The organism is Bremerella cremea (assembly GCF_039541315.1).
Taxonomy (GTDB): Bacteria; Planctomycetota; Planctomycetia; order Pirellulales; family Pirellulaceae; genus Bremerella; species Bremerella cremea.
Genome location: NZ_BAABFZ010000003.1, coordinates 453,044 through 465,750 on the forward strand (window position 1 = coordinate 453,044; position 12,707 = coordinate 465,750).

Annotated in this window: 14 protein-coding genes; 5 read left to right on the forward strand and 9 right to left on the reverse strand. The window is 56.3% G+C overall.

What is annotated here, in order from left to right; all coding sequences use genetic code 11:
* Positions 1-145 precede the first annotated feature (145 nt).
* The 4 genes from ABD890_RS04015 (at position 146) to ABD890_RS04030 (ending at position 3,707) form a co-directional block, all read left to right on the forward strand.
* A complete protein-coding gene (locus ABD890_RS04015; RefSeq protein WP_345086119.1) occupies positions 146-1,234 on the forward strand; it encodes a DUF1559 domain-containing protein in 1,089 nt (362 codons plus the stop codon).
* A gap of 66 nt (positions 1,235-1,300) precedes the next feature.
* A complete protein-coding gene (locus ABD890_RS04020) occupies positions 1,301-1,816 on the forward strand; it encodes a hypothetical protein (RefSeq protein WP_345086122.1) in 516 nt (171 codons plus the stop codon).
* 309 nt (positions 1,817-2,125) lie between these two features.
* Positions 2,126-3,196 (forward strand): DUF1559 family PulG-like putative transporter, encoded by a 1,071-nt coding sequence (locus ABD890_RS04025; protein WP_345086123.1) that lies wholly within the window; start codon positions 2,126-2,128, stop codon positions 3,194-3,196.
* A gap of 91 nt (positions 3,197-3,287) precedes the next feature.
* The gene (locus tag ABD890_RS04030) at positions 3,288-3,707 is read left to right on the forward strand and encodes a hypothetical protein (protein ID WP_345086124.1); all 420 of its coding nucleotides are present in this window, start codon (positions 3,288-3,290) and stop codon (positions 3,705-3,707) included.
* Here the strand turns inward: ABD890_RS04030 and sigJ are convergent.
* Both sigJ and ABD890_RS04040 read right to left on the reverse strand, forming a co-directional pair.
* On the reverse strand, positions 3,704-4,573 hold the full coding sequence (gene sigJ, locus ABD890_RS04035) for an RNA polymerase sigma factor SigJ (RefSeq protein WP_345086126.1): 870 nt from the start codon (positions 4,571-4,573) through the stop codon (positions 3,704-3,706). The two genes, ABD890_RS04030 and sigJ, sit on opposite strands and share 4 nt — an antisense overlap.
* A gap of 1 nt (position 4,574) precedes the next feature.
* Entirely contained in the window at positions 4,575-5,087 is a 513-nt protein-coding gene (locus ABD890_RS04040; RefSeq protein ID WP_345086128.1) for a hypothetical protein, read from the reverse strand.
* A 149-nt stretch (positions 5,088-5,236) separates the two neighbouring features.
* Here ABD890_RS04040 and ABD890_RS04045 point away from each other — a divergent pair, with 149 nt between their 5' ends.
* Entirely contained in the window at positions 5,237-6,361 is a 1,125-nt protein-coding gene (locus tag ABD890_RS04045; protein ID WP_345086130.1) for a sialidase family protein, read from the forward strand.
* A 9-nt stretch (positions 6,362-6,370) separates the two neighbouring features.
* Here the strand turns inward: ABD890_RS04045 and ABD890_RS04050 are convergent, their stop codons facing one another.
* The 7 genes from ABD890_RS04050 to ABD890_RS04080 all read right to left on the reverse strand — a co-directional run bounded on the left by ABD890_RS04050 (position 6,371) and on the right by ABD890_RS04080 (position 12,705).
* Complete coding sequence (locus ABD890_RS04050) at positions 6,371-6,820, reverse strand: hypothetical protein (RefSeq protein ID WP_345086132.1); 450 nt, start codon at positions 6,818-6,820, stop codon at positions 6,371-6,373.
* A gap of 95 nt (positions 6,821-6,915) precedes the next feature.
* Positions 6,916-7,932: a DUF1559 family PulG-like putative transporter gene (locus tag ABD890_RS04055; RefSeq protein WP_345086134.1), complete on the reverse strand. Its 1,017-nt coding sequence runs from the start codon at positions 7,930-7,932 to the stop codon at positions 6,916-6,918.
* Positions 7,933-8,184: 252 nt separating this feature from the next.
* The gene (locus ABD890_RS04060) at positions 8,185-8,493 is read right to left on the reverse strand and encodes a hypothetical protein (protein WP_345086136.1); all 309 of its coding nucleotides are present in this window, start codon (positions 8,491-8,493) and stop codon (positions 8,185-8,187) included.
* 117 nt (positions 8,494-8,610) lie between these two features.
* The gene (locus ABD890_RS04065; protein ID WP_345086138.1) at positions 8,611-9,618 is read right to left on the reverse strand and encodes a DUF1559 domain-containing protein; all 1,008 of its coding nucleotides are present in this window, start codon (positions 9,616-9,618) and stop codon (positions 8,611-8,613) included.
* Positions 9,619-9,871: 253 nt separating this feature from the next.
* The gene (locus ABD890_RS04070; protein WP_345086140.1) at positions 9,872-11,074 is read right to left on the reverse strand and encodes an FG-GAP repeat domain-containing protein; all 1,203 of its coding nucleotides are present in this window, start codon (positions 11,072-11,074) and stop codon (positions 9,872-9,874) included.
* Positions 11,075-11,198: 124 nt separating this feature from the next.
* The gene (locus ABD890_RS04075) at positions 11,199-11,621 is read right to left on the reverse strand and encodes a hypothetical protein (protein ID WP_345086142.1); all 423 of its coding nucleotides are present in this window, start codon (positions 11,619-11,621) and stop codon (positions 11,199-11,201) included.
* A 34-nt stretch (positions 11,622-11,655) separates the two neighbouring features.
* Positions 11,656-12,705 (reverse strand): M28 family peptidase, encoded by a 1,050-nt coding sequence (locus ABD890_RS04080; protein ID WP_345086144.1) that lies wholly within the window; start codon positions 12,703-12,705, stop codon positions 11,656-11,658.
* Positions 12,706-12,707: the final 2 nt, after the last annotated feature.

Consider the following 12,707-nt stretch of genomic DNA (forward strand, 5'->3'; position numbering starts at 1 on the left):
CATATCTGGAATTCTGCTTGCAGCCAATCGTGGGACACGCCTAAACTAGATCGCGAGCGATATTCATCAAATCGCATTTATTTTTACTTGCATGATGTCGCGGGTAATTCCTTGCGGCATCGTGCGTTCATCGGAGCTCGAGTCTATGAAAGCCACGCGAAATGTATCCATTCGGGCCGGTTTCACGCTGGTCGAACTTCTGGTGGTCATCGCCATTATTGGGGTTTTGATCGCCTTACTGCTGCCGGCCGTTCAGCAAGCACGCGAAGCTGCCCGGCGGATGCATTGCTCGAACAACCTGAAACAGCTGGGACTGGCGATTCACAACCACCACGATACCTATCTTCGTTTTCCAGGCCTGCGAGTCAACAATGGCGGCACGCGATCGACCGATCCACAAGGGAACGAAGGGCGTAACAGTGGCATGATGCATATTCTGCCGTACCTCGAGCAGTCGGCGATCTACGACATCCTTTCCGCTCCTGGTAACTACGGCGGCGTCAATGTGCTGGAATTCGGCCCGATTCGCGAACGTGTCTATCCGCCGTATCAAGCAACCATTCCTGCGTTCGTCTGCCCCTCGAATCCTTCGCCAGCCGCTCAGATCTGGAGCCGCAGTTGGGGACCTCGCAGCTATGCGGTGAGCGTCGGCGACTCGATCAACGCCAGCCACAATCTCGAGAACCCTCGCGGACCGTTCGGGCGTGTCGATTACGGCAAGCAGCACCAGCTGACAATGGCCTCGGTCACCGACGGAACGAGCAACACGATCATGATGGCGGAGCGAGCGTTCGGCACCTCCGGCAACACCCGCGACATCCGCGGCTTCTTTGCGAATAACGTCAGCGGTTTGAACACCTCGCCGATCTCTTGCCTGACGACCGCCAGCCAGGGCAAGTACAACACGTCGCAGTCGGTGCAAGAGACGCGGGCGGTTGGCGTGCAGTGGTTCGATGGCTTCCCTGCGTTTACCGGCGTGACGACCGTATTGCCTCCGAACAGCCCTTCATGTGCCAACGATAACTGGGGAGACCAATGGGGTTTGTTCAGCGCCAGCAGTTTCCATCCCGGCGGCGCGATGGTGCTGATGATCGATGCTTCGGTGCATTTCATTCCCGAAACCATCGACACCGGCGACCTGACTCAAGCCGAAGTTACCAGCGGGCCTTCGCGCTACGGCGTGTGGGGTGCCCTCGGCAGTAAGTCGGGCGGTGAAACGACCTCCCTGCCATAAGGTTCGTTAATGATCGATTCCCTCTCTTTCATTCCAATCTCTCGTTTCCCCACAAGAGACATCGTCATGAAAACTAGTCGAAGCTGTCTTAGCTTCTTCGCCACGGCATTGGTCGTGGCGTTATTAAGCGGGTGTGGCAACTCCGATTTACCGAGCACCAGTTCGGTAAAGGGGCACGTCACCTACGAAGGAAAACCGCTGGCCGATGCGATGGTCATCTTCAGCCGTGGCTCGCGCCGGATGGCCGAAGGCGAGATTGCTTTGGGACGAACCGATGCCGATGGCAACTTTGAACTGACCACGCACGTCAGTGGTCAGGCCGATGTCAAAGGCGCGGTGCCATCGAACTATGAAGTGAGTATCTCGAAGAAGGTGCCACCCAAAGGAATCTCCGAAGCCGACTATCAGGCACGCGTCGATGCGGTGAACAAAGCCTCGGAAGAGGGTTCGTCCGTCGCACCCGGCAAAGAACCGCCGCCGCTGGTCGAGCTGCTGCCTCGAGACGTCTCGGTCCCTGGCTCATCGAAACTGACGGCCGAAGTAAAGTCCAACGAAACGAACGATTTCAAGTTTGATCTCTAAAACATCGGATCTCTCACCATCCTGCAGAACCAAACCCAAGCCCGGCATCCAGGTGCCGGGCTCGCTGGGGTATCTCCTTTACCCCACGTAGTGAAATACATGTCTATCAATCGAAATGCAAATCGGGTAATTCTGGCAAATTAAACGGATTGCATATTGGGCTATCAATCTCTTAAATGCCACCCATCCCGATATCATAAAAAGTCATCTGTTTTAGAAATAAACGTTGACTAGCTAAAAATAAGCCGATAAAACCATTTAAGAGCCGACTTTTCCACTTTTCATCTTATCTCTCATTGGAGTCTGGCAATGGGCACGCGCTATCGCAATTTGGGTATTCTTCGCGGTTTCACGTTAGTAGAACTACTGGTTGTAATTGCAATTATCGGAGTATTAATTGCGCTGCTTCTGCCAGCTGTTCAGCAAGCACGCGAGGCTGCTCGCCGTATGCAGTGCAGTAACAACATGAAGCAGATGGGCATTGCTGTTCACAACTTCCACGACACCTATCTTCGTCTGCCCCCTGGTGGCGCGGCCGACAAAATTCCGTTTGGGACCAGTGCGACCGAGGCCGCCTGGGGAAGTTCGTGGATGGTTTATTTGCTGCCGTACATTGAACAGAACGTTATGTACGATCAGTTCAATCTCGGTGGTGGTTCGGGTTGGGGAACGAACGCTGCGACTAACACCAATGCCGCCAAGAACGTCTTGATTAGTGGCTATCTTTGCCCATCCTCGCCGCTGGAAAAGTGGGCCCAGAACCCTCACTCCAACGGACCGATCATGGCCCCGAGCTACGCCGGGATCTCCGGTGCGGTTAATGGCTTGATCACGGGGTACACCGAATCACGCTATAACACGCCTGCTTCGATCACCGGCTGCTGCTCTGGGGGCATTGCTGGTGGCGGTGGTGCCATCATCCCCGGCGGTCAGATTGGCCTGGCCTCGCTCACCGACGGAACGTCCAACACGGCACTCGTAGGCGAAATTAGCGATGCGTTGATCACCGCCAACGGCTCCAAGCATGACTATCGCAATGGCGTACGTCACGGCTTCATTATCGGCTGGCGTAACAGTTCGACACCTCCGAACGCGGGTAATGGTGGTGACCTCCGTACCTTCAACATGGTCACCATCCGCTATCCGGTGAATCAGCAGCGACGTCCCGGCACTGGCTGGCCCGATGCCCCAGGCAACTGCGGATCGGATGGCATCTGCGACAACGCGAGCACCAACATGCCGTTGATTTCTGCCCATCCTGGCGGAGCGATGGTGTTGATGGGGGATGGCTCGGTTCGCTTCCTCGCCGAGACCGTTCCGCTCGACTTGGTCGCTCGAATGGTGACCCGCGACGACGGTCAGGTGCTTGAGCTTCCGTAAGCACCTCGAACATTCCTCGCGGGCACGCAAGCACGGACCGCTGTCCGCGACGCTTCTTTCTTCTATCGCTCTTATCGCCACGGAACCTTTTATGAACGCCCCTACGAAGATGGCGGCGAACGCCATTTGCTTGTCGTTGCTTTCTCTTCTATTGATCGGCTGCAATTCCAAACCGCCGATTCCCAAGTCGTATCCGGTCCAAGGCGAGGTTACCCTCGACGGCAAACCGATGGCCACCGGTGAGGTCGTCTTTGTTTCGGTGAAAGATGGGATCCGAGACACGGTGAAGGTCACCGACGGAAAGTTCTCCGGAGAAGTCCTCGCTGGCGATCGGAAGGTAGAAGTGCGATCGTACGTGCCAGTCGCGGCCAACACCAACATGTATGGCCCCAACGAAGAACAGTCGATGAAGAACATCATCCCAAAGAAGTTCAACGAAGAAACCACCCTCACCGCGACGGTCGAAGAGTCCGACAAGAACGACTTCCAGTTCGAGGTAACTTCGACCTAGGATGTCGCCAGCCGCGAGAAGATCGCCAGCTTGTCAGGGTTCCGAACGACGTACAACGACTGCACCTTGCCATCCACCACTTCTACCTGGTAGGCGGCAAACAGTTCGCCATCCATGTAGCCGAGGATGCCGGGGGCACCGTTGAAACGGACCGCGCGGAATTCGACAGCGTGGTTTCGCCGCGCGTTGCGAATGACGCGAATCATGAAGGTCGTCACCTCGTCAAAGCCTATCATCGGCCGCCGAGCCGCACTGACTTTGCCACCGCCATCGGAGGTCAGCACGACGTCCTCCGACAAGATCGAACGTAGGTTATCGAGATCGCCTTCGTTAACCGCTTCGAAGAACGCATCCGAAATTCGCTTCACCACTTTGGCATCGGCAGGGGCACGCGGTTTGTCCCCCTTTAAATGCGTCCGTGCACGCTTGGCCAACTGACGGCAATTGGCCGGTTCGAGTCCCAAGATCGATGCGACTTCGTTGAACTCGTAGCCGAACAAGTCGTGCAGGATAAACGCGGCGCGTTCGGCCGGCTTCAAGCGTTCGATCGTCAGCATCAACGCCATGGAAATCGATTCGTCCAGTTCGGCCCGATCGGCATGGTCTTCTAACAGCGGCTCTGGCAGCCAAGGGCCAACGTAGTTCTCGCGCTGGTACTGGGCCGACTTGATTCGATCGAGACACAACCGAGAGCAGACCCGGAAGAACCAACTGCGGGGCGAATCCAGCTTCGGCCGACCGGCTTGCTCCCAGTTCAGGTAAGCCTCTTGCACGATGTCTTCAGCGTCCGAAACGCTTCCCAACATGCGATACGAAAACCCGATCAGTTGCTGACGAAGCGATTCAAATTCGTTGGCTGCGACCATTTTAGAAATCCAGATTCAACACTTCGCAATACGCATCCATCCCCATCGCTCGCTTGAGAGTCGGATAAATGCGACTTCCCACGATCACCACGGCTAGTTCCGCGAATGCTTCAACGCCATAGTGCTGCCGAATACGTTCCATTCGATCGGCATCTTGATCGTCGTTACGAATTACGGCGACCACGTGATCGTGGACATCTTTCAGCGGCTGGGGCAGGGCAGCCGGGTTCTGCACGATATCTTTTAGGAACTGACGATCGAGACCTTTCTCGACACCCATCTTCAGACTGAGGTTGGCACAAGGGCCACAATCCTCGGTCTTCATCACGGTGATCTTCGCCACAAAGAACGCATCCAGCGGCAATGCCTGCGAATAGTTCGGCATCGCCTGGGCGGCGGCGAAGGTTTCGTAAGCGCCCGGCGAATCGTGCATCAACTGAATAATGTACCCGGTGTCGTAGTCGTAGTGGGCGCTGAATTGCTTCAGATTCGCTTCCGCTTGTTGCAGGTCCATTTGAAACTCCTTACTTTGGAATTCGGATTGAGTCGTTCGGCACCATAAGCCACTCTCTACTGACCAGACGATTCACCTCCACGAAATGTGACACCCCTCCCGCAAGAACTTCCCGCTCCCCCTGCCAACCCCTTTGTCAAAGCCCACTTATGAACATCTCTCGCACTGGCTGGCTCGTACTGCCTTTATTGCTTTTTGCCGTCTCGGCCTTGATCGCAGAACCTCCCAAGTCGCAGGTCACGCTGCCGACGGGCCCAGGCAACCCACGGAACAGCGAAGGGGATATGGTCCGCCTGAAGAACGGCGATCTGCTGTTGATCTATACCCATTTCTTCGGCGGCTCTGGCGACCATGCCCAGGCCCACCTTGCCAGCCGCATTTCGCACGACGGAGGGGCCACCTGGTCGACGGAAGACAAGCTCGTCGTTCCGAATGAAGGGGGACTGAACGTGATGTCGGTTTCGCTTCTACGACTCGCCGACGGACGATTGGCCCTCTTCTATTTGCGAAAGAACGCCCAGGACGATTGCCGTCCGCAGATGAGAATCAGCACCGACGAAGGCCACACGTGGGGCGAACCAACCCAAGTCATTCCAGATCGCGAAATCGGCTACTACATTTTGAATAACGATCGCGTAGTTCAACTAACCAGTGGTCGCCTGATCGCTCCGGTTGCTCAGCATGTCGGCCCTGGCATGCCGAAGCGCAATAACTCAGCAGCAACGCTGGTTTACTACTCCGACGATGCCGGTCAAACCTGGACACGAAGCACCGCTGCCGCACGGCCACCGAAACGCAACAACCGCGACGTCTTGGTCCAGGAACCTGGTGTCGTCGAACTGAAAGATGGCCGACTGATGATGTGGTGCCGTACCGATGCCGGCAGCCAATTTGTGACGTTCAGCGAAGACCAAGGCGCGACCTGGTCGCAGCTTCAACCTTCGAAGATGATCTCGCCCCTTTCGCCTGCCACGATCGAACGAATTCCTTCGACAGGCGACCTGCTGCTTCTCTGGAACGATCACTCCGACATCGCGCCGGAACTGAGAGGAAAGCGAACGCCGCTCCGTTCTGCGATCTCAAAAGACGAAGGCAAAACCTGGACGCACGTGAAGACGCTGGAAGATAGTCCGACCGGCTGGTTCTGCTACATCGCAGTCGACTTTGTCGACGACCAGGTCGTTATGGCATACTGCGCCGGAGATCGTCGCGAAACGAACGGACTGGCAATCACCAACACGCAGCGATTGCCCGTCTCGTGGTTCTATGAATAGAAGGCAGGCTTACTTCAAGTCGAACGCGAAGCTATTTCCGGCCGGGTCATTCTTGACGTCCGCATTCAAACCGGACGATTTGTAGTTACCAAACTTCTCGGGCAGGTGGTGCACCGTTTTGATTTCGGCTTGAGAGGTCGGATCGTCGAGGTCGGCCTCTTTGATCACTTCGATTTCATCCTTGGCGATCTTCACGCGATGTTTGCCGAGGACGGCGCCGTCGTGCAGATCGAACGTGGTGAGCTTCGCGAGACCTGCAGCGTCGGTCGTGCCGGTGGCACTTCGCTGCTGATCGACCGAACTGAACGAAACCCGAGCCCCTTCGACTGGCTTGCCTTTGTGAGTCACGGTTACCTGGGTGGCGAACACTTCGACGCCAGGATTGTGGCTGACCGGCTTTGCGCCGCAGCCGCTGCATGCCATCAACAGCATGCCGCCTAAGATCAATACGCTACGCATTTTCAACTCTCGCGGAATAGGGATTCGCTTGGCAGACGCAGAAACTCTGCCAAGGCGGATGCAGATGGGAAACAGGAACAAGTCACGCCGTCGATTTATTCGAGCGGACGCGACTCGCCACCGTTGATGCTGCCCAACGCTCCCCAAATTCCATAAGGGCTGGCTCCGGAGGCGACTTCAGGTTGAGTCAGGTCGCCGGTGTCGATCGTTTCTGGCAGGAAGCGAACCGACGCATCGCACAGCAAACCATTCACACCGCCAGGATGATAACTGGTAGGCGAGATAATCGAATCGTCGGTGTTCTCGTTGGTTCCGGTCCAGCAGGAAGGGCTGTTCGGCGGAAGCACGGTCGAGATTGCCGAGAACGCCGGCAAGCGATCGTTCCAACGCTGGGCCGCTCGATTGCTCGCGCCACCGGCGTATTCGTTGCGGTTGGTGGTCGAAACCGAATCGCGACAAACGGTCGGATCGGTCAAGAAGGCAATGCTCGTGGCTTGCCCCTGCATCACGAGCTTGGCGGTCGTACCGGTCGAACGCTCAGCCATCATCAACGTGTTGCTCGTTCCGTCGGTGATGCTGCTGAAGTCTTTCTCGACGCGATCGTCGAACAAACCACGATGCGGATTGTCTGGCGTGTAGACATCGCGGTACGAGTCGCCGATCGAGAAACGATAGTTGTTTGGCGCGTTGCCGTTGCTGATGATCGCGTCCGAGCTACCGGCGTCCGAAGGACAGATGAACGCTTCCAGTCGAACTTTGAACGGAGCGAAGTTGTCCCACGGGGTTGGTGGCGTAGCGAGACCATGATTCTTGATCTGCTCGGCCAAGGCATTTTGTTCGAGGTAAGGCAGCAGCACCACCATCCCGCCGACACGTTCGTAGTAAGGACCAGGCAGGCGACCTTTCTTCGGGAAGTGGCCGAAGGTGTCGTGATGGTTGTGAAGCGCCAAACCCAATTGCTTGAGCTTGTTCTGGCATTCCATCCGCCGAGCGGCTTCGCGGGCCTGCTGAACGGCTGGAAGCAATAAAGCAATCAACACACCAATGATGGCGATGACGACGAGAAGCTCGACGAGCGTGAAACCACGCCGCTGCAAAGATGGGGACGTCACGGATTTAATCCTCGAGAATCGATAATAGGAGCAGGGTTTAGGAGGGAAAATAAGGGGTTGGGAAGAAGAGGAGACCGTTCGCGTAATGCGAGAGATCGCGTCGCGTAACCGCGCGTAGACGACTCTCTTCGTGCATTATGCAGGTAACCAATGCAAGTATCGTGGCTACCCTCAAAAGAACAAGATGCAAGAATTATTATTTAAATTGAGTGTTTTTATCTCAGCACATCAACATGAGATAAGCCGGGCCGATTAGAGCTTCTCGGCCATCTTCTTGGCAATGCCGCGGGCTTGACCGCCTGAGGCTTTGTCGAGCTTGTCGTAGTCCTCTTGCAGCTTGGCACCCTTTTCCGGGTCCGATTCTTTGATCAGATCGATGTTCTTTTGAATCGACATCATTTCGCTACCAACCATGCCAGTTTCGATGATGTACTGCAGATCCTTCTTGATCATTTCGGAAGGGGGTGTCGTTTCAACAGGGACCGGCGTGCTGCCAGGACCACAGCCAACAACCGCGAACAACAAGGCAACCAGAATCAGCGAACGAGTGACAATCGACATCGTGAGGATCCAATAAGCTTGGCATGAATGGGGGCAGGAAGGCAGAGCGGTCTCAAGAATCCGATGGCCAACCAGCGTGCTGGCCATCGGAGGCGAGAAAGGATAGAAGCAGGCGGCCTAAGGCAGGTTGATCACCTTGCCGTCGTTACGACCACCGAAGTTCTGCCAGGTCGCGAGATCGATTGTTTCGGCAATGAACCGATTCGAGGCGTCGCCGGCGGTCACCAGAACACCGCCAGGGTGACGGCTACGTGGGGCATACACACCGTCGCGGTCCGAAGCGTAGCCACTGCTGCTGTTCTGGCAGTTCGGATACTTCCAGTTGGGCGGGGCGATCGTGTTGACGATCGTTTGCGATGGCAAGCCGACAATCCAGTGCTGACCATTGTTGCCATTGTGGGCCGTAACCCCAGCGCAGGCCGAGCCGAACGTATCAATTTCCGTCTGGCTCGGATATTGATTCCAAGTAACAGTCGAACCTTCGCGGGCTTCGGACGAGTTCCCGTTCATCAGGCCCGTATCGTTGTCATCGCCAGTCAGATGTTCCGACAGCATCAAGGTGTTGGTCGTACCGTCGGTAATGTCTCGCATCCGGGTTTCGACACCAGCCTTGGTATGGTCGGTCTGCGGTCCGCGGAACATACCGTTCTGCTGAGTTGGATTTGCGTAGCTCTTCGTGCAGCCAACGCTAACGCCGTAGTTGCAGCCTGGACCCGCACCCGGATATTCCTGGTCAGAAGGACAGAGGAACGCACTCAGCTTCACATTCCGCTGGCTGTTGTTCCAGCAACGATTGGTGAAGTTGTTCGAGCTGCTTTGCACCAGATCGTAAACAGCGGCTTGTTCAATGTAAGGCAGAATCTGCACGAACGCCCCGTACCCGTAGTAAGGGTAAGTAGTGTTTTCACCAGAGGTGTAATTGGACGCTGGGAAGGCATTGTGGGTGTCGTGATAGTTGTGGAAGGCGAGGCCAAGCTGACGAAGCTGATTCGAACAGCTCATGCGTCGAGCCGCTTCACGCGCCATCTGCACGGCCGGGAGCAACAGAGCGATCAAGATGCCAATGATGGCAATCACGACAAGAAGTTCGACAAGGGTAAAACCCCGTCGCTGGGACTGACTCATAACACTCCTAGGGGCTGAATAATTGAAAGATAATTTCCTGCAAAAGCGAACACCCACGCCATTGCGGATAATAACTCAACGCAATCGCCGCCTTAACGGCTGATTATACGACCAACTGCTTTACCTGTCAATTATACATAAAGACTGGCAATTACCCCTTAACATCAACCAAATGTGATTTAAGGGGAATGTGCCCCCGCGATGGCCATACGCTATCCACCCGCTATACAAGCTCAAGCGTGAACTGATCGAGCTACTTCGCCAAGAAGACGAACGTGCCTTTTTTGTTGCCGGCGACGATATCGGTCGCTCCATCTTGATTGACATCGGCCAACGTGATCTGCCGCCCGGTACCACTGTCGCTGTCGACGACTACCGGCTGGAAAGTCACCTGATCGCCAGAACGATCGGTAAGAAAGACGACCAGCAGCGCCGGATCTTTGGCACCTGGGTCATGTCCATTGTGGGCCCAATAACATTTGCCGGTGACGATATCTTTCACACCATCGCCGTTCATGTCGGCTAGTTCCACCGCATGCAATTGGCTGAAAATCAAGTCGCTGACCGACTTGTCAGGCGTCCCCATGATCTCGTGCTGGGTGAAGATGATTTCGCCGGCATCGTTCTTCGATTGCTCGTGCCAGACCAGACCATACGCGTGGCCTTGCAGGCTCGTGATCACATCGTTGTCGCCGTCGCCATCGAGGTCGTAGGCATGAATGCCGGCGCCGCCAGGGGCGAAGCGGTACGCGTGCTTTTTCCAGGGAGTCGTTCCGTCCCAGTTTTGTGGCTGTTGCCACCACCCTTCCGGCATCAGGAAATCGGCGCGGCCATCGCCATCGATATCCCCAACACCGAGCCCGTGCTGGTACCGCCCCCAGCCTTGCTTCTCAGAAATCGGCGTCCATTTCCAACGTTGAGTCGGATCTTTCTCGCTTGGCTGGGCATAGCCAAGCTGGCCTTCGAAGTGGCAAACCAACTCCGGCGTGCCATCGCCGGTGATATCGAGAAAACCGGGGGCTTCGTTATCGACGGCAGGGAAGGCGAAGTGCTTTTTCCACAGTTGATCCGAGCCGCTATTCTCGTACCAATGCGCTGGCGTGCCGGGTAAGCTAACGACCAGCACATCATCTAAACCGTCGCCATTGAAGTCGTCGACGTAGGAGAAGAAGTTATCCGAATAACCACGATCGTTCGGGAACGATTTACCGTCGTAGATCGCGTGCCGCTCGGTGAACTCCGGCCCTTCAAACCAGTTCGGTCCGCAGACAATGTCTGGTTTGCCGTCGCGATTGAAGTCGCCGACCGAGGCGCCCTCGGCGAAATACTCTTCGGTCAAACGGACCTTCTCGAAGGCTGGCTTCGTCAGGTCTTCTGCTTGGCCTGGACTGGCAACGGTTGCCAACAACAGGGCAGGGGAGTACAGCATCCACGTGGCAAGCGAGACACGACGCATGGCAGAGACTTTCGAGCGGGGGAATCGATGAGGATCGAGCAAGCGAGCCTATCTTCCCAAAACCGCCATGCGTTGTCACGCTTTTTCCCTGGCGCGGCTACGGAGAGCCGATCAAGCCGCAGGGCTACTCTTCGACCGACGAACTGGCCGAACGGTTCTCTTCGCGAAGGCGTTTGACCTCTTCTTCGAGGGCCCGACGACTGGCGATCCGCTCGTCACGGAGCGAAAGAATGTATGACTTCGTCGCGAAGCCATCGATGCCGGCGAGCACCACCATCCACAGCACCAACAGCAGCACGATCGCCCAGTACGCGATGAAGGCGGCGTTGTGGGGAATGGCCGGGCTGATCAGCACGGCGATGGCGATCAGCATGAGCGTGTACGTCACCTTCTTACGACGACGGACCTGGGCCAGCAGATACTCACGTTTTCGAGGATCCCACTCGGGATGCCGTTCCACCACCTTCACCGTCTGCTGGTGATGCGTGTGCATCATCCACGAGACGAGGGTCAAAACGAATGCGAGTAGCGAGGTAGCGAAAAGCATGGACGTGAAGCGTCCCTTTCAGGACGTAGCGTGATTATTCGACTTCCTGCAACCAGGTCAGAACGACTTTCCCCACCTTGGCCAACGAATCGGCCGAGCAGTTCTCAGGGACATCTTGTTGCGTATGCCAATATTTTGGCCCATATCCCGGATTTGGATAGTCGAAATCGATGATATCGATGATCGGAATCCCGCCAATATCGTGCAGGGGAACATGGTCGTCGTTCACGGTATGGCGAGGTCGGCGGACGAACTCAGGGATGTTCAACTTGTTCGCCACACGCCAGACATCCATGACCAGCGGCCGGGTATCCTTCCAGCCCACGCTGTTGCGCTCCTGGTAGATCTGCAGTTCTTTATCACCAACCATGTCGAGCAGAATTCCCCACTTGTACTGGAAGTTGATGTCGGCACTTTTGTACTTGTTGGCCAGATAGGTCGAGCCCAGGAAGAACGGATCTCGTTCGCGATCGAAGATGAACTCTTCCGCATCGAGAAACACCAGGTCGACCCCATACTTCGTATCGATCTCGCTGATATGCCGGCCCAGCTCCATCAACAGCGCCGCACCACTCGCCCCGTCGTTCGCTCCGACGAAGGGAGCCTTCGGGTTGACCGGGTCTTCGTCGGCGTAAGGCCGAGTATCGTAATGGCAACACAGCAAGATGCGTTCGGTGCGTTCCGGATGGAAGCGGCCGAACAGGTTGGTTAGCGTGACCGGCTGTCCCGATTCGGGGTGCCGAACTTCCCACGACTGCCGCTGAACGGTTGCCCCGTGCTTGGTCAGGTGGTCTTCGATCATCTGCTGCTGACGCTGCATCGCCTCGCTGCCGCTGATGCGTGGTCCGAGGGCACAGATCTCTTTCAGATGCTGATACGCCTTGTCGCCGTCGACCGGAAGGAAGCGGCTCAGGTCGTCTTGCTCGCCTGGCTGGCTTGGCGGTGGAGCGGGCTCGCCACCGGAGTTCAGCGTGACCATCACGATGATCGCGATCACGCCAATCAAGCCAGCGAGAAGGGTGCTCCAGCGTGGGATCGTTTGTTCTTGCGGGTCGGACGGCAAAGTCAGGCTCGGTGAAGACACGA